Here is a 21,385-nt window from a genome sequence, read left to right as displayed (position 1 = left end):
CGGCCAGATTCAACCGATTGCCCTAGCCGCCTGAGTATGCGTTATTTGTCTGACGGCGCGATTCTGTACCGTTGCTTCGGGCTTCGTGCTGGTTCGGTCGGTTCGATAAGACCCTGTTCGATGAGGTTTTTGACATGATTGTTGATTGTCGTTCTTGAAAGCCCTGAGATGCCGACCAAGTCTTTCGCGGAAACGGAATGCCGCTTGCGCAGCGCATCCAGAATCGCTTGATCGACGTTCTCGCTAGATTGTGAGGACAATTCGCTTGCTGTTATCCGGCGTTTATCCATAGTCAAGCTGAAATATGCAATGGTGTCCTTGGGGTGCGGCGGGCTCATCAGGGCGCTTTCGAGCTGATCCTCGATTTCGCGATATCCCGTTCCCCGGTTTTCCACAACATACCCGCCATCGGGGTATGACGTGGTCTCCAAAATGTTGGACAGCCATTGGTTTCGCGAGGCTGAAACGCCCTCCTGACCTAGGGTGCGAACGGTCACTGCGCCGAATAACCCTCCTGGATTGAGTATTTCCAATCGATCGGCATACAGGTTCACCTGCACTTGCGAGCCGCGAGCCGCCGGCGAGTAGTCACGATGCATCAGCGCGTTGGAGAGGGCTTCGCGCACTGCGGCGACGGGATAGTCGGGTACGTCCTTGCGGAATGCGCCTTCGATGATGGCACCGTTTCTCGTATTTCGAGCTACAGCGGCGATGGCATCCGCAACCATCGCTGGAATGGGGCCGATTATGGTCTGCGTGTCGAGGAATCGGCGGCCATCGCTAGTGCGTTCGGACTTCGTGGTTCCGGGGAAGGCGGTGAATGTGGCGTTCAAACGCGGATAGTATTTTTGCGGGAAGGTTCCCAGCGCCATGATGCCGGCAAGCGTCGGCCTCATATGATGGTTTTCATCTTGGCGGAGGACATGCAGATCCAGCAGAAGATCCTCGTCGCTTTTGGTGCCGAGAATGCGAGGATGCAGTTCGCGTTGACGCCTGATGAATGATTCAACAAGGTGTTGGTCGAGATCGTCGATGGTCGCGTCAGCCACAATGTCGTTATCGAAATTCGGCTGTTCGTGCTCTTCCAGCAGTCGGTCGACCTCGTAGCTGCTCAATCGCATGTCGCCGTCGCCAGTGCGAATGTACGAGCCGCGATACTGGCCGCGTTCGGTTATGTAGCATGGCTTGTCTCTTGGCAGCATCTCCTCGATTCGGGCGCAGAGTACAAGGGTATCTTCGAATGGCAGAATCTCGATGACCGGCCTGACGATTGGAGTGAGCTTGTCGCATTGCGAAATGAACGCATCCTGCATGGCGCGTGCGTTGAACTCTGGCACGGGGGTAAAGCCGTTTTGCTCGGAAATGCCGAGGATTACGGTGCCGCCATTCCCGTTCGAGAAGGCGGAAAGCGTTTCAACGAGTGAAGACGATATCTTGCGTGCGCTTTCCTTGACCTCGCAGGTCTGGGTATCGTTGCCGATCTGACGCATCGACTCAATGAGTGTGCGGAGCTCTTCTGCGGTCATTGACAACCCTCTCGAACTTACCACTTAACTTACCACTTAACTTACCATATACCCGGTTAAGTGTTAAGTTAAGTGGTAAGTAGGTGGTAAGTAGGTGGCAAGTTCATTAATCAGGCAGGTTACTAGTACGTTTGTCACGCAAACGACCCTATTCGCGTGATGTTTCTACTAGGACTGGCTGGTACTAGTACGGTTGTCACGCAAACAGCCTCATTTGCGTGACAAACGTACTAGTGGATGGGGCGCATGCTTCGGAGTTATCCACATTCGGAATATTCGCGTCTGAGTTGTCCACACTCTATCCACAACACGCCGGAATGGTAGCCTTTTTCCACAATGCCCGGAAACTCTCTGCTGCCTGACTGATGAGCCGTAGTGTGAATTGCTATGAGGACTCATTCACGCATTACTCGACTGCTGACGACGGCGAGCGACCATCAGCGATGTGCCATTGCGCAGAATCATGCCGACCAGATGGCTTTGCTCCGGCGAGTTCACTGCAAGCAGGTAGTCAGTCCGTATCGAGGCATATTCGCAGATGCGGAGTATTGGGCGTTGCTCAATCTGACGCAGAAAACCATGCATATTGCAAGGGCGCTCATGATTCTTCACCCGTCATGGGTGTTTGCAGGGCCGACTTCTGCGGCGTTCCACGGCTTTGAGCATCAGTGGTCCATTCACCGTGCAGGCGTGTATATCGCCGATACTGCGAATAAATCCGGGAAACTGCATAGCACGAATCTCAACCGTATTTATATGGCGACGATTCCGGTGTGCGTTATTGGCGGGGTTCGCGTGACGTCGATTGCCCGTACGTTGGTTGACTGCGGAATGCTGCTGCCGTTTTGTCAAGCTCTTGCCATATTCGACTCGGCCTTTGCCTTGACGGCGGTCACAGCAGATGAGGTGAGGGCGGCGTGCGCAGCGATGCATGGTGATTGCGCAGCTATCGAACTGCTGCTGACCTATGTCGATCCGCGCAGCGAGAACGGCGGCGAGTCGATGCTCCGCGGTGCGACCATTGAAGAGGGGTTCGTGCCTCCTGACTTGCAGCGTGTATTCGTGAACCCGCGCAATGGCGCAGAACGATGCCGCGTCGATTTTTCATGGACGCTTCCGGATGGCCGGATTGTCGTGGTCGAATATGACGGCATGGCGAAGTACGTAGATCCGAGCATGACGGGGCGTCGCACCATCAAAGCCATTGTGAACCAGCAGAATCGACGTGAACAGGTTCTTATGGCGGCTGGCGTGAGCATTATCATTCGTTTCGATTACGATGACCTGTTCAACCGCGAAAAGATAGTATCGCTGCTCACTGATGCGCAGGTGCCTCGCCGCTTCCGGCTGTAGCGGCTTCGTTCTCGTATTGTCGTCACGCAAAACTGCTTGTTTGCGTGACGACAATACGAGAACCAGTGATTCCTAGTACGTTTGTCACGCAAACAGACTCGTTTGCGTGACGTCGCTACTAGTGGGCATCGAGTTCTCGCGTATCGGCATGCTGGGCACGGGGGCACGGGGGCACGGGAGCACGGGAGCCCAGTGGGCACGGCGGGCAGGGACTTGGCGAATCACCCGCCAATGGGGAGTCCTGCAGCCCAGTAGACTTGGGCTAAGACGTTGACGTTGGCTGGTGCCTTGTTGCACGACGAGCGCCAGCCGCCGATAGTACAGTAACAGCACAGACCCGTTGAAACGAGAAACATGGCCAAACCGAAGCTCAGCGATGTGGCGAAGCGCGCTGGCGTGTCGGTCACGACAGTATCGAGGGTTCTCAACAATCGCGGGTATTTGAGCGCCGCGACGAAGCAGGCCGTGCATCAGGCGATCGATGAGCTTGGATACCGGCCGAACGAAATCGCACGATCATTGCTTGGCCAGCGCACGTATCTCATCGGTCTCATCGTCCCGACGGTCGCCAACCCGTTCTTCGGCGAACTCGCCGCTGCGATTGAAGGCGCCCTCGCCACCTCCGGCTACAAGATGCTGTTGTGCAACAGCCAAGGGCAGGCTGAGCAGGAACGCGCGTACCTCGACCTGCTTCAGGCGAATCAGGTCGACGGCATCATCACGAGCGCGCATAACGATCTCATTGATGGCTATGCCCATGCGACCCTGCCAATCGTCGCTGTCGACCGGCAGATGGGCGCGCATATCCCCAACGTCCGCAGCGACAATGCGATGGGCGGGCGCATCGCCACCGAGCTTTTGATCAACCAGGGATGCCGATCGATCGTGCTGGTTACCGCAACGGATTCGCCGCAGAATGCCCGCGCCGGGGCATATCGGACAGCGCTCAAGGCCGCTGGCATTACGCCGAATGTCTTCGAATACGGCTTCGATACGCCACGGCAGGCTAGGCAGGCGCGATTGTTCGATTGGCTCGATCGCCAATCCGGGCTTGACGGCCTGTTCGCCACTGACGATCTCACGGCGCTGCTCGCGCTTGAATGGGCGAAGCGGCGAAGCATTGAGGTTCCTGATGCCCTCAAAATCGTCGGGTATGACGGCACGCCGATGGTCACGCAATCCGTTCCTGGTCTGACCACCGTCGTGCAGCCGATCGACCGCATTGCCGAGCGTGCCGTTTCCGTGCTGCTTGCGCGCATCGGTGCCACAGCGTCGGTCAGGCCGCCCGACGAGATTGTGCTGCCCGTCGACATGCATCGAGGATGGACGGCGTAGCCGCAGGCGGCGTGAGCGGCGCGAGTGCCGCGAATACGCACCGCGAATACGCACCGCGAATACGCATGGTCCTAGGCGGATCCGTGCGGGCCCAAACGCATGCAGCAGTATGTATGACAGTATGGCAGCAGCGTACTTCACAGCATGAAGCACGCTGCTGCATGTGAAGCATGCCCAGCTACGCCTGTTGCTGCTGCTCTTCCGACGCAGCCGTGGACTCGGCCACGAGCTTGTTCTCGACGCTCAGAACGACATCGTTGGTCGAAATGGCTGGTTTCTCGCGCTGCGGAACGGTAACGTCCGCGAACGTCGCGGCGTTCGTGACCACGATTGGCGTCGTGATGTCAAAGCCCTCTGACTTCAGGCCTTCCCAATCGACGTGCGCCAACACGTCGCCGCGGCGGACGAAGTCGCCGGCCTTGACCTGGGGCTCGAAGTACTTGCCGTTGAGAGTCACCGTGTCCAAACCGATGTGAATGAGCAATTCGATGCCGCTCGCACTCTGCAGCCCGTAGGCGTGCCCGGTGGGGAATGCGACGCGCACGACGCCATCGACTGGCGAGACGACATCGCCTTCGCGCGGCGCAACAGCAACACCTGGGCCGAGCAGTCCTTGGGCAAAGGACGCATCATGCACGTCGGACAACGCCATAATGTCGCCGTTGACCGGCGAAGTCACATCGAAGTCTGTTGTAGCGCCCGGAATCGGCTCCGGAGCGTTGATGCTGTCGGTGCTGTCGTTTTCAGCGCTGGCGAGCGGCGCGTCCGGGTCGAGCGGAAGCCCCTTGTGCAAGCGGTATTTTCCGTATGCGTAAGTCGCGCCGAACGATAGCACGAAGCTGACCACCATGCAGAGGAAGAACTCCGGAATGCGCTGGGTCTTGATCGAGACGAAGCCCAGAAGACCGGCCGCGCCAAGCGCCGTTGCCACGACGTGGAAGTAGCTGATCAGGGCACCGGAAACCGCCGTGGCGCACATGCCGATGAAGAACGGGAACCGCATGCGCAGGGTCACGCCGAAGATAGCCGGTTCGGTGATGCCCAGCAGCGCTGAGAAACTCGACCCGCCGGCGAGTGCGCGCAGCTTGCTCTTTTTCTTCATGAGCAGGAAGACCGCGAGGCAGGCAGCTCCCTGCGCGACATTCGCCATAGATGCGGTCGCGAAGATAAAAGATCCGCCCTTTTCGAACAGCGCCAGTTCCACCGGAGGGAAGCTCTGGTGCAGGCCGGTGACGACGATAAGCGAATAGAAGAAGCCGAAGACCGCGCCGCCGAAGATTCCCGTGGACGAATAGAGCCACAGGATGCCATTCGTCAGGGCGTCGCTGACCGTGCGCATGATCGGGCCGACGAAAATGAACGTTGCCAGACCGGTGATCAGAATGGTGATCATCGGCGTGAAGAGGAAGTCGATCGTGCCGCGCAGCAGTTTGTGGAACAGCTTCTCGACAACCGACATGAGATATACGACGGCAAGGACGGGGATGACTGAACCTTGGTACCCCGCCTGTGCGACGTGGAGCCCAAAGACATCCCAGAACGGCATCTTCCCTGCCTGAACTGTAGCTGCAACATTATATCCGTTCACCAGTTGAGGCATGACCATCGCTGCGCCAATCGTCGCGCCGAGATACGGATTCGCGCCGAAGCGCTTCGCGGCCGAGAACGCGGCGATAATGGGCAGGAAGGTGAATGCGGCCGCAGCAAGCATGTTGACGAGGTCGATGATGCCTGCGGTAGCTGGCCAGATTCCGGGTAGCCCATCCTTACCGAGCAAGCCGCCTGGTCCGATGATGTTGTGCAACGCCATGAGCAGGCCGCCAGCAATCAGCGCGGGCAGGATTGGCACGAAGATATCAGCAAGCGTCTTAATGAACCGAACGGCCCAGTTGCCCTGCTGGCCCGCGACTTGCTTGACTTCGTCCTTTGTGGCTCCGGTTATGCCGGCCTCGCTGATGAGGGCGTCGTATACCTTGTCGACGTCACCTGGCCCGATGATGATCTGGAACTGCCCGCCGGCCTCGAATGTGCCTTTGACATCAGGGTTCGCGTCAAGCGCCTGCTGGTCAATGGCCGTTTTATCGATGGTGACAATGCGCAGTCTCGTTGCGCAGTGCGCCGCTGCCTGAATATTCTTCGGGCCGCCGAGCGCCGCTAGGACGTCCTTGGCTACCTGTTTATGTTGCATGATTCGCTCCTCGGTGAACAACACGCGGTTACATGACATTGGGTTGACAGCGGGTAAACAAGCTGTCGAGTCTCAGGATAACGGATTTATGTAAATATGTCAAACGATTGACATATCGAGACGACGTGTGCGTGTCGATTCTAAACGTATGGCTGTCTGTTTGTATGGCTAACCACAGTGGGTGCTGCACGTGTTGCCGGAACTTAGCCTATAGCAAACGATTGTCATATTGGTCTATAATGAAATCGTGCAACCGACAGAATATGATCTTTTGGATCTTGCGGACGCCCGACGCCGAGCGGCGTTGGAGCGCGTTCATAACGACCACGACTACCCAGTCTGGCACATTGCTGCGCCCGTTGGCCGCTTGAACGACCCGAATGGCCTGGTCTACTGGCACGGCCGATATCACGTGTTCTACCAGTGGGGCCCTTACGTTCCAGAGGCGAAAGCTGTGTACTGGGGGCATGCGGTGTCAGCTGATCTCATCCATTGGCAGCACGTTGAGCCAGCCATCGCACCAGAGCGTTGGTATGACAAGGACGGGTGCTACTCCGGCAGCGCTGTCGCTTTCGGCGACCACGTCACATGCTTGTACACCGGCAATGTCAAGGATCCGTCCGGCGCGCGGCATGCATACCAATGTGCTTTCGATATGACCGAGGGCGGTGGGGCTAAGAACGGTGTGGCGGTGAGGGGTGAGGCTGGGCGCAGCCTGTCAGCGCAGAAGGCCGACGATGCGCTGCCCATCTGGCGCTGCGAGAAGTGGCCGGACAATCCAGTCATCCCAGTCATCCCGGGTGGCTATACCGCCCATTTCCGTGACCCGATGGTCTTTGGCCGGCCCGGCGACTCGTTCAGCGCCTCGCCGGATGCCGCTTACCGGATGTGCCTCGGTGCACAGCGAGCCAACGAAAGCGGTGCCATCGCACTATTCTCGTCGCCGAACCTGCGTGACTGGCGTTTCGACGGCGAATTGCAGTTCGCAGGCCCAGACGCGGAAGAGCTCGCCGACTTCGGTTTTATGTGGGAATGCCCCAATATTTTCACGCTTAAGGACGAAGTCTCCGGCCGCGAGCGAACCGTGGCGCTGTGGTGCCCGCAAGGACTCAGGCGCGATGGCGAACGGTTCCAGAACACATTCCAATGCGGCTACGTCATAGGCGATCTTGATGGCAACGTTCTTCGTAACTGCACGCGATTCCGCGAACTCGACGGTGGAACAGAATTCTATGCGCCGCAATGTTTCGCGGGCCCAGACGGGTCCATGCTGCTCATCGGATGGGCTGGCAATGCAGGAGAGGACGGCCTGCCCTCGTTGACGAGTGCGGGCTGGCTGCACTCCCTGACCTTGCCGCGCAAGCTTACCTTGCACGGCAAGGTCGTGCGACAGAACCCCGCGCCGACACCGGAATGCTTCGGAGCACAGTTCGAGATATCTGCCGATGGTCTGCCCAAGGACGGCGAGCTGCTGCCACTGGGCGGCCAGCGTGCATGGCGGCTGCAGTTCATCACGCAATACGACGAGCAGGCGATGATTCGCATCGAAGCGGGACGCTGTTCCCTTGACATGCACTTCGAAGGCGGCACAATCACGCTTGATCGTAGTCAAACCTTATATCAAGGTGCCGGAGAGCAAACTTCTGCAATCCGCATCGCAACGTTCGCGCCGGACTGGCGTTCTGGGGATGCAGTGGTTGTCGATTGCATCTTTGATCACTCTGTGCTTGAAATCTATCTCAATGGGGGCGAGGTAGCGCTGACGAGCCGCGTATTCCTCGGCGAGGATGCCCTGAAAGTGTTCTGCACTGCCGATGGGCACCCGATGCCCAACGATATGACGTGCACGTTGCCCCGATAACCAATGGCAGATGCGCAGGTGCCTCGCCGGTTTCGGCTGTAGCAGCAGCGTTCTCGTATTGTCGTCACGTAAACTGATGGTTTCGCGTGACGACAATACGAGAACCAGTGATTTCTAGTACGTTTGTCACGCAAACGACCTTATTTGCGTGACGTCGCTACTAGGACTGCCGAGTTTCTTGGGTATGGGACACGCCAGACCTCCGCATACACTAGGCGTCATGAGCCATCATCATCGCAAACGCAGCTGGGCGCCTGCCCCCGAACCGCTTCCCGAGGGCGTGCATGTCGTTGACGATCATACGCATGTGGCCTCGGTCGTGCCCTTCGCCCGCGAGATGCGGCGGCAGGCCGAGGAGAAGGGCCAGCCGGAGGTGCCGGTGTACGGCGTTGACGATCTGCTGGGCCAGGCCAGCGCGGTCGGCGTGGAGGGCATCATCGATGTCGGGTGCGAGCTGCCGAACCTCATGACGGCTGTGCAGATGGCGCTGGACCACCCGAATACCGTGCATGCGGCGCTTGCGATTCACCCGAATGAGGCGGTTTTGCACGGCCATCGCGGGGTGCCGGGGCCGGATGGTCTGCCGGTTACGTACAAGCCGTATCACGACACGAGTTTCGAGGATGCGCTCGCCGAGGTCGCGCGGCTCGCCAAAGCCTATCCAAGCCAGGTTGTCGCGATAGGCGAAACCGGTATGGATCTCTTCCGCACGGGTGCCGCCGCCACCGACATTCAGCGCGAGGCCTTTCGCGCGCATATCGCGCTGGCGAAAGAGCTGAATCTTCCCATGCAGATCCACGACCGCGACTCGCACAGGCAAGTCATCGAGGCGCTGCTGGCCGACGGCAGCCCCGAGCGCACGGTGTTCCATAGCTATTCGGGCGATGCCGGAATGGCGCAGATAGCCAAGGAACACGGCTGGTATTTGAGCTTTTCAGGCACGGTCAGCTACAAGGGCAATGATGGCATTCGGCAGTCCGCCCGCATCGTCGGCCCGGAGCATATCATGGTCGAAACCGACGCGCCGTATCTGAGCCCCATGCCCTATCGCGGCCGCACCAATGCGCCTTATATGATCCCCTACACGCTTGCCGCGCTCGCCGAAGCCACCGATATGACGATTGCCGAAGTGGCCCAGGCCACGCGGCGCACCACGCACGCCGTGTACGGAGTGTGATTCGGTAAAGAATACAGGCCTGCGGACGCCGCACAGGGGATCAGGCGCAGGGATTCCCATGCAATATGCAGCTCGGCAGCGTACGTTGTACTACACGGTCACGCAGTTCGTATTGGAAAACGTACACTGAGTGCGGATAAGCGTACGTTTTCCAATACGAACTGCGCGAGCAATAAGGAAAACGTACGATACCGCGTGCGCTGCCACGCAATAGGCATCACGTGCAGCTGATCGCATTAACCGCTGCATGGCCGCCCACTTGTGAAGAGAAGTTGGCATCTGTCGATAGGCAGTATAGACTGGCGGCTTGGCTTGAAAAATGCCACATAACATAAGTACAGCACACAGTGACATAACAGTTACATAACACAGTTACAGCACAACCACAACACACTCATACCACAGTGTTCGTCAGCGGTTGCAGGCCAGTGAACACAACGCAGAGGTCTGCGCAATGGAGGATGCATCATGGTGCAGTCGCGTCGGAACAGGGCGTCGGAGCGGTCGCAGAGCAACGACCAACATCGCAAACAGGCTAAACAGGTACATCAGGGACAGCAGGAGCAGCGCAAGCCGACTGGCAAAATCGGCAGGAAGCCCGCGCCTCCCCAGTCGGATAGCACCCTGCTGAAAGCCGACACCTTCACGAACGCGCCGAAGGTCTCGCGCCGCACGCTCACCAAAGAGGAGCGCGAGGAGATCGCCAAGCAGGAGCAGACCCAGCGCCAGGAGGAGCAGCGGCTCGCGCTTATGGCCAATAAGGGCCCGCTGGCTCGCTGGTGGATCAAGGTGCAGCACAGCCCCGACAAGGTTTCCTTTGGCATGGCCATCGTCGCGCTCGGCGTAGTCTATGGCGACATCGGTACCTCGCCCCTGTACACCGCGCAGACCTTCATCTCCGGTCAGGGCGGGCTGGGCAACGTCGACCGCAGCGCGGTGCTCGGCATGCTGTCGCTGGTGTTCTGGTCGATCACGCTGATTACCACGGTCAAATATGTGCTCATCGCCTTGCGCGTTGACAACAATGGCGAGGGCGGCATCTTCGCGCTGTACTCGCTGATTCGCAAATACGGTGCGTGGCTTACGATTCCGGCCATGCTCGGCGGCGCGGCCTTCCTCGCAGATTCGGTGCTCACCCCGGCGGTCTCGATCTCGTCGGCAGTCGAAGGCCTGAAGACGATTCCGGCGTTTGCGCCGGTGTTCAGCATGAATCCGAATCTGGCGCTGACCATAACAGCGGTGATCATCGTCGCGCTTTTCGCCGTGCAATCGCGCGGCACCGAAAGCATCGGCAAGATCTTCGGCGTCGTCATGCTCACTTGGTTCACCTTCCTCGCCATCGTCGGCATGGTGAGTCTGAGCAACGACTGGAGCGTATTTGCAGCCCTGAACCCGGTCTATGGCGTCAGATTCCTCTTCAGTTCGCACAACCTGGCCGGCATCGCGCTTATGGGCACGGTGTTCCTCTCGACCACCGGTGCCGAGGCGCTGTATTCCGATATGGGCCACGTCGGACGCGGCAACATCTACTTCACCTGGCCATTCATCAAGGTCGCGCTGGTGCTGAATTACTTCGGCCAAGGCGCATGGATGCTGCGCAACCAGCACAATGCAGCCTACGCCAATGTCGAGGGGCTTAACCCCTTCTTCGATATGCTCAATCCTGATGTGCGCTATGTCGCGGTGACGCTCTCCGTCGCTGCCGGCATCATCGCCTCGCAGGCTTTGATCTCCGGCGCGTTCACCATAGTTTCCGAGGCCACGGGCATCAATTGGATGCCGCATCTGCAGGTGCGCTACCCATCACGTACGCGCGGCCAGCTCTACATTCCTGTCGTCAATACAGTATTATGCGTGGCTGTTCTCAGCGTGCTCATGCTGTTCCGTGATTCCGAACACATCTCTGCCGCATACGGTTTGGCGCTTACCGTTACGATGATCAATTCCACGATTTTGCTATCGGTTTATTTGCATCATCACCACCATCACCTATTCTCCATCGCATTCTGCGTGTTGTTCATTGCCGTCGAGACGATGTTTTTCGTTTCATCGGCTGCAAAGTTTTTGCACGGCGGCTGGTTCACGATGCTGCTCACCATGCTGATTCTGCTCATCATGGTCACGTGGAATGACGGCACCAAAATCGAGCGCTTGCAGCGCCGCCACATGCGGCCCACCGACTTCCTGCCCGCGCTCGACAAGCTGCACGGCGACTTCCGCATCCCGTATTATTCCGACAACATCGTGTATCTGACGTCGGACACCGAGATGAAGCGGCTGGACACTGACATCTTCTTCTCCATTTTCGCCGACCATCCCAAGCGCGCCCGCGCCTGGTGGGCCATTTCGGTGGAGACTACCGATCAGCCGTTCACCCGCGAGTATTCGGTGGAGAATTTCGGAACGAACTATATATATCGTGTACGCATCCGCATCGGATTCAAGGTCTCCCAGTCGATTCCGGCCTACATTCATCAGGTGATGCACGATCTTTCGCGCACCGGCGAGCTGCCGCAGCAGAAGTCGGCGTACCCCAAGATCGATGCCGACCCGGATATCGGCACGATTCGCTATGTGCTGGTGCACAAGGCGCTGATGCCTGAATCGAATATTTCAATGCGCGAGGCGCTGTCGCTGCGCATGAAGTATGCGATTCGCCATCTGGTCGGTTCGCCGATCAAGTGGTTCGGCCTGGCACCCTACAATCCGCAGATCGAAGTGCAGCCGCTGTTCGTCACCACGCGCCGGCCGCCGCGCCTGCGCCGCGAGACCGTGAAGGCGAATGATGCCCGTCGTGGGTCTGGTGCCGGTGCTGGCTCTGTGGTTGGTGCTGGCGGCAAGATTGAGGTCAAGATTGCTGATTCGTCGGCTAATCCTGGCGTTTCTGCAGGTCTTGCCAAACTCGCTGCCGAGAAGCCGGCTGCTGAGAAGGCTGCTGCTGAGAAGGCTGCTGTCGAAAAGGCTGTTGAGAAGCACACCGAAGCGTCTGCTGCCTCCGGCACGGGGAAAACGAGCAGTCCTCATAATGCGGACAAGACTGCCAAGAAGCCTGGCAAAACGGCCGCCGAACAATCCGCTGAGAAGTCTGCCGCAGCCGCTCCAAAGAATCGCAGAGGCGAGACCGACGGCAAGGCCTGAACGGTTTGAGCGGGTCTGAACGCCTGCTGTGCGCTTGCCGTTCAATGCCCGCTAAACGCCCGTTATAGGAATCGCTTATGACCCTACCGCGTGCGGGGTGGCAAACATGCGTTACAGTGGGCTGTTATGTGCAGATTACTGGGATATGCGACCGCGGGCTTCGACCTAAGCCTTCACGCCATCCTGGGATCGCAGGCGGTGGCCGATTACCGGGCCCTGAGCGAGATCCACAACGACGGCTGGGGCGCTTCGCTGCTGTCCGAGCCGGTGGAACCGCCGTATGTGCCCGATGGCGGCGCTCCCAGCCCGGAAACCGGGACGAGGCTGTATCGCTCCACGCTCGCCGCCGAATTCGATCCGGTGTTCGGCGAACTCGCCGAAGAGCCTGCGCGCGGGGCCTTGTGGCATTTGCGGCTGGCCAGCTCGAATCTGCCGCTGATCCTTGAAAACCAGCAGCCCTTCTTCGCCAACGGGCTGAGCTTCATCCACAATGGCGACATCTCGGACGAGCAGGGCCGCAATATTATTGCCAGCCACGACTATCCGGTTGACGAGAAAATATTCCTTTCGACGGGTGGCCGCAGCGATTCGGCCATGTTCTTCGCGGTGATTCTGGAATACATCGGCTTCGGATTCGCGTTGGACGAGGCCGTGGCGCAGGCGGTGCGCGAACTGCGCCAGCGCTACCCGAAGTCGAGCTACAACTGCATGCTGCAGAGCGAGGACCAGCTGATCGTGCTGTGCGCCGCAGGGCACGAGGAAACTGCGTCGCGCGTCGTGGAGATTTACAACCGCTACGGTCGTGGCGGCAAGGTCTATGATTACCGAACCTTACGCTACCGCGCCCTGAACGACGAGAACGGCGAGCCTGCGGGCGTCGTGGCGGCCAGTTCGGGCTTCAAGCAGGATGAGGCCGACGGCTGGACCGCGCTGAAGAACAACGAGATGCTCATCGCCTCGAATCGCACCGGCCAGTTCAGGCTGCGCTCCATCTAAGTCATTCGGACCGACTCCCTACAATGGTCGTATGACCGGAATCATTCCTACGCTTGCACAGGCCGACGAGCTGCATCGGACGATTGCGCCCTCGCAGGCGGCCTACGACCTCATCCACACGCATTGCGTCATCATCGCGACCATCACCCGCCAGCTGGTGCACCGGCAGAACGCGCTGTTCGTGCGGCGTTGCACGCTGCCCGCAGGCGCTGCTGAGCTGGGCGGGAGGCAACCCGCGTCATCAGCGGACTGCCTCGCCACGAGCAGCTTGTCCCTTGCTGCACCCGCCGTTCCGCCGACCGATGGGGTAAGCGGAGGCAAGGTGCCGCCGTACTTGCTGGATGAGAAGCTTGCGGTCCTCGGGGCGATGCTGCACGATATCGGCACCTACAAGGTCCTTAAGGACGACGGCTCGGACGGGGGCGCGTTGAGCTTCGACGGGCCGCGCTACATCCTGCATGGGCTGCTGGGCTATGAGTATCTGCTCGAACAAGGCGTGGACGAATCGGTGGCGCAATTCGCCCGGAACCATACCGGAGTAGGGCTGACCAGCGAGCAGGTGAAGGCGCAGCACTTGCCGCTGCCGGATGGGGACTACGTGCCGATGACCCTTGAGCAGGAGGTCGTCATGGTGGCCGACAAATACCACAGCAAGTCGATTCCGCCGAAGTTTCTCACGGCCGAGGCTTACGCCGCGAAGGCGGGCCGATATGGCGAGGCCAATAAGCGCCAATGGCTCGATCTCGTGGCCAAATATGGCACGCCTGATATTCCGGCACTGGCGAAGCGCTTCGAGATGCGTCTCGTGCAGTAACAGGCTCACACTTTTTGCGCTTGCCAGAAAAAGTGTGAGCCAAACGCACAAACTATGTTCGATTTTTTATAGCAAGAAACGTTGAAATTGCGCTATTCTTGCCGATAAAACATAACATGGCTTGTGTTCATTTGGCTCACACTTTTTTTGGTCGTCCTCAAAAAGTGTGAGCCGACAATCACTCATCCACGTCGTACACGGTGTCGGCCGCGTCGCAATCGACGTCAGATGAGGTGAGCATGATGACGCTGCGCCGCGTGTCGCGGCTGCGCGAGACCGTGGTCAGCAGGGACAGTATCTCCTGCGATTGGGCATCGTCCAGCCCCAGAGTAGGGCCGTCGATGATGATGACCGATGCTTCGCAGCTAATCGCCCGGGCGATCGCCATGCGCCGCTGATCGACTGCGGGCAGCTCGCGCACGGGGACGCCGGCGTGGATGTCCTCGCAACCGACCCGGCTGAGCAGATCGCGCGCGACCTGTGGCTTGGGCTTCAGGAACGTGCGCCCGGAGGCGTCCATCGCATACACCAGATTCGCCACGCCGTCGAGGTCCTCGCGCAACGCGAAACGCTGCGGAATCATGCCGATGCGGTGGCCGCGAATCTCGCCGATTTCCAGCTCATTGATATTCGCGCTTTTCAGCAGCACCTGCCCGCTGCTCGCCCGGGTGAAGCCGCCCATAACGGACATGAGCGCCGTGCGCTGCTCCTCGTCGTCGACGAATACGGCGTACAGCTTGCCCGCGTGGAACGCCATATCCACGTCATCAAGCACGCTGCGCCCCGATTTGCGGTTGGTTACGGTGAGATGGTCCAGCGCGAAGTTCGGGTAGGACTTGAGCAGCATGGCGTCATCGCGCCGAGAGACGATCTCCCTGTCAAGCCGCGAAGCGATGCGTTCCGTGGGGGCTACTGCGGAGTCGGACGTGGAGTCGGCCGCGTCCTGCGTCGTCGCGGCTGCGAAAAGGGGATTGGCCTGCGACTGGGTGAGTCCGAGCGTCGCTTTGACATGGGCGGCGTTCAATGCTGCGACATCGCCTGCGGCGTTTTCGGATGCTTCGTCGTCTGCGGAGTCTGTGCTGATGGCGTCTGCGCCCACGGCTTGTGCGTCGTGCGAGTCGTCCGATTCGTCTTGCTTGGCGACTGCCTCGGCGGAATGATTGTTGGCGTTTTGCGCGGCCGAATGCTGAGCATCTGAGTCTTGCGCATCGGACGAATTGACATCATCGGCGGGCTGATCGGCCTTGGCAGCGGCACCGGAATCAGCCCCAATCCCGCTTTCCGCATCGTCGTTGTCATCGTTATTGTTATCACCGGAGAGTCCGCCATCGCCCGATATGACCGCGAAATCCCCGTCCTCATCGTCATCGAAGACGACGCTGAACTGCACGGTTCGGCCTTCCGCTGCGGTTTCAGACTCGCCATCCGAGGAAGATGCGGATTCATCGGGCAGCTCGCGTGTCTCGTTGTCGTCGCTCATGTCCATATCCCTTTCGGTGGTGTCGTTTACGGCTTCCGGATTCTCGCGACCGGTCGCCTCCGTTGCGTTCTCAGGCTGCTTTTCGCTCATCGCGCCACCTCCTCACGCGGCTCGAACAGGGTATCGGTACGCAGCAGCAGCGCTCGCAGCGAGGCGATAATGCCCAGACCCAGGCTCGCGCACAGGCCGAGGCCGAGCACCTTCCAAATGATTCCCGCGTTCATGGCGATTGTGCCATTGCTCAGGCCCGAACCGCTCAGCAGCGCCGCCCCGAGCGGCTTGGTGCCGAAGCCTCCGGCGAGCATGCCGATGGCAAGTCCGAGCAGCGTGGGCAGCAGCAGTTCCAGCATGAGCTGCCAGCCGATGCGCGGCTTCGTTGCACCAACAATCAGCGCGGTCGATAGCTCGCCACGGCGGTTGCGCATCGTCAGCGCTGCAAGCGCGAGCAGCAGCAGTGCGCCGGCGATCCACGCGATATCCATCAGCAGCTCCGTCTTCGTATGCAGCGCAACCAATGGGGCGATCTTCTCGTGATAGGCCTCAAGTGAAGGCGACGAAACCGTGTGTGTGGACGGCAGCTTCGCGGCCTTGACGATTTTGACGAATTTGTTGTAATCCGAAACCCCGCTCAGCTGGAACATGATGTTGAGATCGGGCACGGACCAGTTCTTGGCCGTGGTGGACTCGAAGCCATTGGAGCCAAAGGCATAATAACTGGTGTAGATTACGTTCTCGCGGTTGTCCTTCGCGAGCTTCGCATCCGAGCCGTAGCCTTGGGGGGCGTCGCCTGTGTAGGCGTAGATGCCGAGCACTTTGAAAGTGTAGGATTTCGAGGCATTCGAGGGGTCGCCGACCTTGAACTCGCTGCCGACCGTGAGCTTGTTGCGCATGGCCGCCTGCTGCGAGATCAGCACGCCGGTCTTGTCCTGCCCGGTGTAGTTGAGCTGCTTGCCCGCGATGAGCTTGTAGGTTCCCAGATCGTTGGCTGCGGCAGCGTCCTTCGTGTAGAAGCTGCGCAGCGTGAACTCTCCGCCCGTAGCGTTCGAATCCGGCCTAGCGGAGCCCGGAATCGCAGTGAACGATGCGCTTTGGCGCACCGGCAGCGATTCGGTGAACGAATAGGTGAACTGCAATTGCGCCGTCTGCACTGCCGTGGCGTAGGTAGTGTAGTCGTTCCATGACAGATAATGCTTGGTCCAGGACAGGTCCGCGCCGTTGCGCGTGGCCATCGTGGCTGCGGTGGGCCTGATGACCGCCGAAACCTGCTGCGAATTGTATGCCGTGCCATGCGCGGTGTCATTCGCCTGCCGCGTCGCGAGCCCGAACAGGCTGGCGGATACGATCAGCGCCGCGACGACGACGATGCATATGGTGCGCCATAAATGATGCGTCAATGCGGACCATGCGTTCTTGAGAACGAACATGCAGCTCTCCACTTCTCTTGCGGCCTGCGGCAGGACCTTCGAGCCGCGTTACAGCGTTCGGTTACAGCGTAGTCGACGCACGCCCCGAAGCCGTGACGCATGCCGCGCGTGAATCTCGTACGCACTTAACTATGGGCACGCTATGTGACCGTTGTCTTGCGCAATGCTGATTGTCCGCTGCGAGCAATCAGAAAGGGGGCTGGAAACAGGGACTTGGCTTTGCGCTGGGTGGCGGGTTCGCTTGGTTTTCGATCATTGGACAGGGGATTGCGCGGGGGATTGCGTAGTGAATTGGGTAGAGGATTGCGCAGCGGGTCTTGCGTGTTTCGCCACGCCGTATTTATTGTTGTTACATAAAAGTTCGACCCCTCGAATATAGTAATATTGAAACGAAGGTAGAAAGCAATACCCATGATTAAAAATATAGGAGAGACAGGCGCTTCCGCACGTCGCCCACTGGTGACGACCGCGAACGGGCGGTCTCTTGAGGAGATCAATTCGACGATTCACGTCCCCTCCCGTTCCTCGGGCTTCTGGAAGAATCTCGCGGCCTTCTCCGGTCCCGGCGCGCTCGTGGCCGTAGGGTATATGGACCCGGGCAACTGGATCACTTCGATCGGTGGCGGCGCGCAGTTCGGCTACTTGCTCATGTCGGTGATTCTGATTTCCAGCCTCATCGCGATGATGCTGCAGTACATGTGCGCCAAGCTCGGCATCGTCACTGGGCTTGATCTCGCGCAGGCCACGCGCATGCATACCGGGCGCAAGCTCGGAGTCGCGCTGTGGATTTGCACCGAACTAGCCGTGATGGCTACCGACATCGCCGAGGTGATCGGCGGCGCAATCGCGCTCAATCTGCTGTTTGGCATTCCGCTGACTGTCGGCGTGGCGCTTACCGTGCTCGACGTGCTGCTGTTGCTGCTGCTTACGAAAATCGGATTCCGCAAGATCGAGGCCATCGTCGCCGCGCTGATTGCGGTCATCGTAGTCGTGTTCGTCTACGAAGTGGCGCTCGCCAGACCGGATATGGGCGCCATGTTCGCCGGCTTCCTGCCCACCCCCGCGATCCTGAAGCCCTCGCAGCTCACAATGGCGCTCGGCATCGTCGGCGCGACCGTGATGCCGCACAACCTGTACTTGCACTCTTCGATCGTGCAGACCCGCAAGGTGGACCGCAGCGACGAAGCGCAGGTCGACCACGCTGTGCGTTTCGCCGCATGGGACTCCAACATCCAGCTCAGCGTGGCCTTCGTGGTCAACTGCCTGCTGCTCGTGCTCGGCGCGGCGATGTTCTATGGCCACGGCGATGGGCTCGACACCTTCACCTCGCTGTACAACGCGCTGGGCGACTCGTCCCTGGCCGGCCCCGTCGCCAGCGGTGCCCTGAGCACGCTGTTCGCCGTCGCATTGCTGGCATCCGGACAGAACTCCACCATCACCGGCACGCTGACCGGGCAGATCGTGATGGAGGGCTTCATCCGCATGCACATCCCGCTGTGGCTGCGCCGGCTGGTCACGCGCGTCATCTCGATCATCCCCGTGCTCATCTGCGCCATCGTCTTCGGCGGCAAGGAGTCCGCCCTCGACAGCTTGCTCGTCTACTCGCAGGTGTTCCTATGCGTGGCATTGCCGATTTCGATGGTGCCGCTCGTGTGGCTCACCTCGTCCAAAAAGGTCATGGGCAAGCATGCCAACCCGCTCTGGCTCGCCATCCTCGCGTGGGTGGTCGTGGCGGTGCTCACCGGGCTAAACATCCAGCTCATCGTGCAGACCGTCGGTGCGTTGTTTGCGGCGTTGTGACGGTGTTACGCTGCGGTAAGCGGCGGTGATTCCGAGGGTTGAGATAGGCGGCTGCGGTATATGTCAACCCAGGAAGGCGCGGATTGTTGAGTCGTCAACGGGGCGGTCTGTGTAGAGGCAGCGGAGCAGATTGTCGGCGGCTGGGTCGGTGTCTTTGTGCGCGAGCGCGAATCCGAGACGAAGTGCGATGCTGCATGATGCCGTGTTGCGTTCCAGGGCGTTGATGAAAACGGGCATTTCGGGGTGCAGGGTGTGTGCTGTCTGCAGCGCCTTGCGCGCGATTTCAGTCGCGTAGCCGCGATGCCATCGCGCGGGCGTAAGCCGATAGTAGATATTCCACCCAATGTAGGAGGATTGCTTCGACTCGGGGCGTTTCGATGCAGAATGCAGTGATGCGGCGGCTGCAATCAGACGCACGCCGCCGACTCCGATAAACTCGCCTTGCGTGTTTCGCGCAACCCAGTAGCCGATGCCATCGCGTTCCCAATCGGCGAGCCATTCGAGCAGCATAGTCCGAGTCTGGCCGATTGACGTGTGAACGCCGCTGGGCAGATGCGTCCACACGCGCAGATCGGCGTGCAGCGCATGGAGTTCGTTCAAATCCTCCATAGTCGGGCGTTGAAGAAGCAGCCGCTCGGTGTTGGTGGATTCATTGCTGACTGATTCGATGGCATCGGACTGAGCGACGAAGGGCACGTCGTTGGACTCGGCGGCGGAAGAATGTGTAGCGATAGACTCGGCGTTGGTGAATTCCGTGCTGCTCATGCTTGGTTGCTCGTTTGACCGGCAGGAGAAGACGATGGCTCAACTGCGAAGGGGTCATCGTGCGGGTCTTCGGTCCAGCGGTACTCGGTGTGCTCGGCGATGCGTCGCGCGAGTTCGACGCCATACTGCCCGGCGATCCAGCCCAGCGCCATATCGATGCCGGCGCTTATGCCCGATGAAGTGACGTATTTTCCATCGCTCGACCATCGGGCTTGATTTTGCCAGTTGACCTGCGGCCGCACGGATTTCACCCAATTCAGGGCGCGCTTGTTCGAGGTTGCGCACCGCCCGTCGAGCTGACCGGTCGCTGCGAGCAGCGCCGAACCGGTGCAGACCGTCAGGCAATGCTCGCAGCGTGATGCCAAGGAGTCGAGCATGGCGATGAAGTCGGCATCCTTGCTCAGCGGGCGCGTGCCGCCTCCACCAGGAACCAGCAGCACGTCAGGTTTGTCGTCGCTCGAAACCGGCGTCGTCTGCACGGGTACGCCATAGCTGCCGTGCACCAATCCGCCCTGCTGCGACACGAAACGCAGCCGGGTCTCGGCCGGCGACCCGTCGATTTTGCCAAGATATCCCAGCATTTCCACCGGCCCGAACGCATCCAGTGGCTCGAACCCCTCGAACAGCAACACCGCGATATCTAAGCATTCCATGTGATGCACCCTTTCCATGCCTTTGTGTTGAGGCTCATTATGGCATGGGGCGTGACAGGCTGGGCAGAGGTAGCGCACGCGGTCGTGGTAGAGCTTCGTAAATCAAGCGGCGAAACCGACGACGGTTCCGATTGCGCTGCGATGAACGATACGGTGTACCGGCCGTTTACGTCGCGCTTATTTCTCGTCGGTCATTGCTGCGAGTTTCGTGACCGTGTTCCAATTGCGAACCGTGGCGATTATGCCGGATTCCAGAATGCGCGGCTGCACGAGTTGCGCGGCGAGTTTGGAGCGGCCAATGCCGCCCGGCAGCAGGAGATAGATGGCTCGGTCGCCCACGGCGAATCGCTCGGGCAACAATGCGGTAGCGTCGATCTGATCAAGCCGCGCCGGGTCGGGCTGGGCCGAACGATAAATGACATGGAGCTGTTTGGGTGCGTATTCGCCTGCGGGAAACGGGCAGTGCGAGACAATTGCGTCAAAGTAATCATGGTCCCGCACAATCACATCGACAGCGGAACCATATTCGTCGGCCAGCGCTTGGCTGATTCGAGCCGCAAGCACATCATCGAGGCAGCCTTCAGCATCAAAGGCGACCTGTCCGCTCTGCAGATATGTGACGACGCGCTGATATCCGAGACGTTCCAGCAGCGCTCGCAGCTCAGCCATAGCCACGCGCCTATGGCCCGCCACATTGACACCGCGAAGGAGCGCCGCATACCGCTTCATGACCATGTGTGGCTCCTTTCGCTTGGTTTCACCGGTTCTCGTCGGTATGGATGCTGTCGGTGTGGATGACAACGAGTCTGACCGATATCCGCGACATGAGGGCGCGATCGCAGTGAAGCGGGGCATTGGCTGGCAACTCAGTTCTG

The 21,385-nt window shown here is 59.6% G+C and carries 16 protein-coding genes; 8 read left to right on the top strand and 8 right to left on the bottom strand.

All coding sequences use genetic code 11. The features are described from left to right. Positions 1–41: 41 nt before the first annotated feature. Positions 42–1,526 carry an ATP-binding protein gene (locus LKK40_RS09620; RefSeq protein WP_304310384.1) on the bottom strand — a complete coding sequence of 495 codons (1,485 nt, stop codon included), beginning with the start codon at positions 1,524–1,526 and terminating at the stop codon, positions 42–44. Positions 1,527–2,216: 690 nt separating this feature from the next. Here LKK40_RS09620 and LKK40_RS09615 point away from each other — a divergent pair. Further along, positions 2,217–2,879, top strand: coding sequence for a hypothetical protein (locus LKK40_RS09615; protein WP_304310383.1), 663 nt, complete (start codon positions 2,217–2,219; stop codon positions 2,877–2,879). A 354-nt stretch (positions 2,880–3,233) separates the two neighbouring features. Then, positions 3,234–4,214, top strand: coding sequence for a LacI family DNA-binding transcriptional regulator (locus LKK40_RS09610; protein ID WP_304310382.1), 981 nt, complete (start codon positions 3,234–3,236; stop codon positions 4,212–4,214). A 178-nt stretch (positions 4,215–4,392) separates the two neighbouring features. On the opposite strand, the gene LKK40_RS09605 is transcribed toward LKK40_RS09610, so the two are convergent. Further along, positions 4,393–6,402 carry a sucrose-specific PTS transporter subunit IIBC gene (locus LKK40_RS09605; RefSeq protein ID WP_304310381.1) on the bottom strand — a complete coding sequence of 670 codons (2,010 nt, stop codon included), beginning with the start codon at positions 6,400–6,402 and terminating at the stop codon, positions 4,393–4,395. Between the two features lie 247 nt (positions 6,403–6,649). Here LKK40_RS09605 and LKK40_RS09600 point away from each other — a divergent pair, with 247 nt between their 5' ends. The 5 genes from LKK40_RS09600 to LKK40_RS09580 all read left to right on the top strand — a co-directional run bounded on the left by LKK40_RS09600 (position 6,650) and on the right by LKK40_RS09580 (position 14,388). Next, complete coding sequence (locus LKK40_RS09600; protein ID WP_162000800.1) at positions 6,650–8,263, top strand: glycoside hydrolase family 32 protein; 1,614 nt, start codon at positions 6,650–6,652, stop codon at positions 8,261–8,263. A 220-nt stretch (positions 8,264–8,483) separates the two neighbouring features. After that, positions 8,484–9,440, top strand: coding sequence for a TatD family hydrolase (locus LKK40_RS09595; protein WP_152581539.1), 957 nt, complete (start codon positions 8,484–8,486; stop codon positions 9,438–9,440). Positions 9,441–9,908: 468 nt separating this feature from the next. After that, the gene (locus LKK40_RS09590; RefSeq protein WP_304310380.1) at positions 9,909–12,578 is read left to right on the top strand and encodes a KUP/HAK/KT family potassium transporter; all 2,670 of its coding nucleotides are present in this window, start codon (positions 9,909–9,911) and stop codon (positions 12,576–12,578) included. Between the two features lie 126 nt (positions 12,579–12,704). Continuing rightward, positions 12,705–13,574: a class II glutamine amidotransferase gene (locus tag LKK40_RS09585; protein ID WP_152581537.1), complete on the top strand. Its 870-nt coding sequence runs from the start codon at positions 12,705–12,707 to the stop codon at positions 13,572–13,574. Positions 13,575–13,605: 31 nt separating this feature from the next. Further along, entirely contained in the window at positions 13,606–14,388 is a 783-nt protein-coding gene (locus tag LKK40_RS09580) for an HD domain-containing protein (RefSeq protein WP_152581536.1), read from the top strand. 178 nt (positions 14,389–14,566) lie between these two features. Here LKK40_RS09580 and LKK40_RS09575 read toward each other — a convergent pair whose 3' ends face one another. From LKK40_RS09575 to LKK40_RS09565, 3 genes are all read right to left on the bottom strand, one after another. Beyond that, on the bottom strand, positions 14,567–15,958 hold the full coding sequence (locus LKK40_RS09575; protein WP_152581535.1) for an ATP-binding cassette domain-containing protein: 1,392 nt from the start codon (positions 15,956–15,958) through the stop codon (positions 14,567–14,569). Further along, entirely contained in the window at positions 15,955–17,292 is a 1,338-nt protein-coding gene (locus LKK40_RS09570) for an FtsX-like permease family protein (RefSeq protein WP_304310379.1), read from the bottom strand. Before LKK40_RS09570 ends, LKK40_RS09575 begins: the two co-directional genes overlap by 4 nt. Positions 17,293–17,432: 140 nt before the next feature. Then, complete coding sequence (locus LKK40_RS09565) at positions 17,433–17,705, bottom strand: hypothetical protein (protein ID WP_304310378.1); 273 nt, start codon at positions 17,703–17,705, stop codon at positions 17,433–17,435. Between LKK40_RS09565 and LKK40_RS09560 the strand changes: the two genes are divergently transcribed. After that, complete coding sequence (locus LKK40_RS09560; RefSeq protein WP_152581533.1) at positions 17,704–19,092, top strand: Nramp family divalent metal transporter; 1,389 nt, start codon at positions 17,704–17,706, stop codon at positions 19,090–19,092. The genes LKK40_RS09565 and LKK40_RS09560 overlap by 2 nt on opposite strands. 63 nt (positions 19,093–19,155) lie before the next feature. On the opposite strand, the gene LKK40_RS09555 is transcribed toward LKK40_RS09560, so the two are convergent. The 3 genes from LKK40_RS09555 to LKK40_RS09545 all read right to left on the bottom strand — a co-directional run bounded on the left by LKK40_RS09555 (position 19,156) and on the right by LKK40_RS09545 (position 21,245). After that, positions 19,156–19,857 carry a GNAT family N-acetyltransferase gene (locus tag LKK40_RS09555; protein ID WP_152581532.1) on the bottom strand — a complete coding sequence of 234 codons (702 nt, stop codon included), beginning with the start codon at positions 19,855–19,857 and terminating at the stop codon, positions 19,156–19,158. Further along, positions 19,854–20,510, bottom strand: coding sequence for a DJ-1/PfpI family protein (locus LKK40_RS09550; RefSeq protein ID WP_152581531.1), 657 nt, complete (start codon positions 20,508–20,510; stop codon positions 19,854–19,856). Before LKK40_RS09550 ends, LKK40_RS09555 begins: the two co-directional genes overlap by 4 nt. A 177-nt stretch (positions 20,511–20,687) precedes the next feature. Next, positions 20,688–21,245: a DUF1697 domain-containing protein gene (locus LKK40_RS09545; RefSeq protein ID WP_202613175.1), complete on the bottom strand. Its 558-nt coding sequence runs from the start codon at positions 21,243–21,245 to the stop codon at positions 20,688–20,690. Positions 21,246–21,385: the final 140 nt, after the last annotated feature.

It is taken from the genome of Bifidobacterium tibiigranuli, from assembly GCF_022655035.1.
GTDB classification, from domain to species: domain Bacteria; phylum Actinomycetota; class Actinomycetes; order Actinomycetales; family Bifidobacteriaceae; genus Bifidobacterium; species Bifidobacterium tibiigranuli_A.
The sequence above is the reverse complement of the archived record's forward strand: the minus strand, read 5'-3'. Positions and strand labels throughout refer to the sequence as shown.

Excerpts from the sequence above, each read along its gene's own strand:
- LKK40_RS09620 (WP_304310384.1), bottom strand. The coding sequence starts at position 1,526 with ATGACCGCAGAAGAGCTCCGCACACTCATTGAGTCGATGCGTCAGATC.
- LKK40_RS09610 (WP_304310382.1), top strand. The coding sequence starts at position 3,234 with ATGGCCAAACCGAAGCTCAGCGATGTGGCGAAGCGCGCTGGCGTGTCG.
- LKK40_RS09605 (WP_304310381.1), bottom strand. The coding sequence starts at position 6,402 with ATGCAACATAAACAGGTAGCCAAGGACGTCCTAGCGGCGCTCGGCGGC.
- LKK40_RS09595 (WP_152581539.1), top strand. The coding sequence starts at position 8,484 with ATGAGCCATCATCATCGCAAACGCAGCTGGGCGCCTGCCCCCGAACCG.
- LKK40_RS09590 (WP_304310380.1), top strand. The coding sequence starts at position 9,909 with ATGGTGCAGTCGCGTCGGAACAGGGCGTCGGAGCGGTCGCAGAGCAAC.
- LKK40_RS09585 (WP_152581537.1), top strand. The coding sequence starts at position 12,705 with ATGTGCAGATTACTGGGATATGCGACCGCGGGCTTCGACCTAAGCCTT.
- LKK40_RS09580 (WP_152581536.1), top strand. The coding sequence starts at position 13,606 with ATGACCGGAATCATTCCTACGCTTGCACAGGCCGACGAGCTGCATCGG.
- LKK40_RS09575 (WP_152581535.1), bottom strand. The coding sequence starts at position 15,958 with ATGAGCGAAAAGCAGCCTGAGAACGCAACGGAGGCGACCGGTCGCGAG.
- LKK40_RS09570 (WP_304310379.1), bottom strand. The coding sequence starts at position 17,292 with ATGTTCGTTCTCAAGAACGCATGGTCCGCATTGACGCATCATTTATGG.
- LKK40_RS09560 (WP_152581533.1), top strand. The coding sequence starts at position 17,704 with ATGATTAAAAATATAGGAGAGACAGGCGCTTCCGCACGTCGCCCACTG.
- LKK40_RS09565 (WP_304310378.1), bottom strand. The coding sequence starts at position 17,705 with ATGGGTATTGCTTTCTACCTTCGTTTCAATATTACTATATTCGAGGGG.
- LKK40_RS09555 (WP_152581532.1), bottom strand. The coding sequence starts at position 19,857 with ATGAGCAGCACGGAATTCACCAACGCCGAGTCTATCGCTACACATTCT.
- LKK40_RS09550 (WP_152581531.1), bottom strand. The coding sequence starts at position 20,510 with ATGGAATGCTTAGATATCGCGGTGTTGCTGTTCGAGGGGTTCGAGCCA.
- LKK40_RS09545 (WP_202613175.1), bottom strand. The coding sequence starts at position 21,245 with ATGGTCATGAAGCGGTATGCGGCGCTCCTTCGCGGTGTCAATGTGGCG.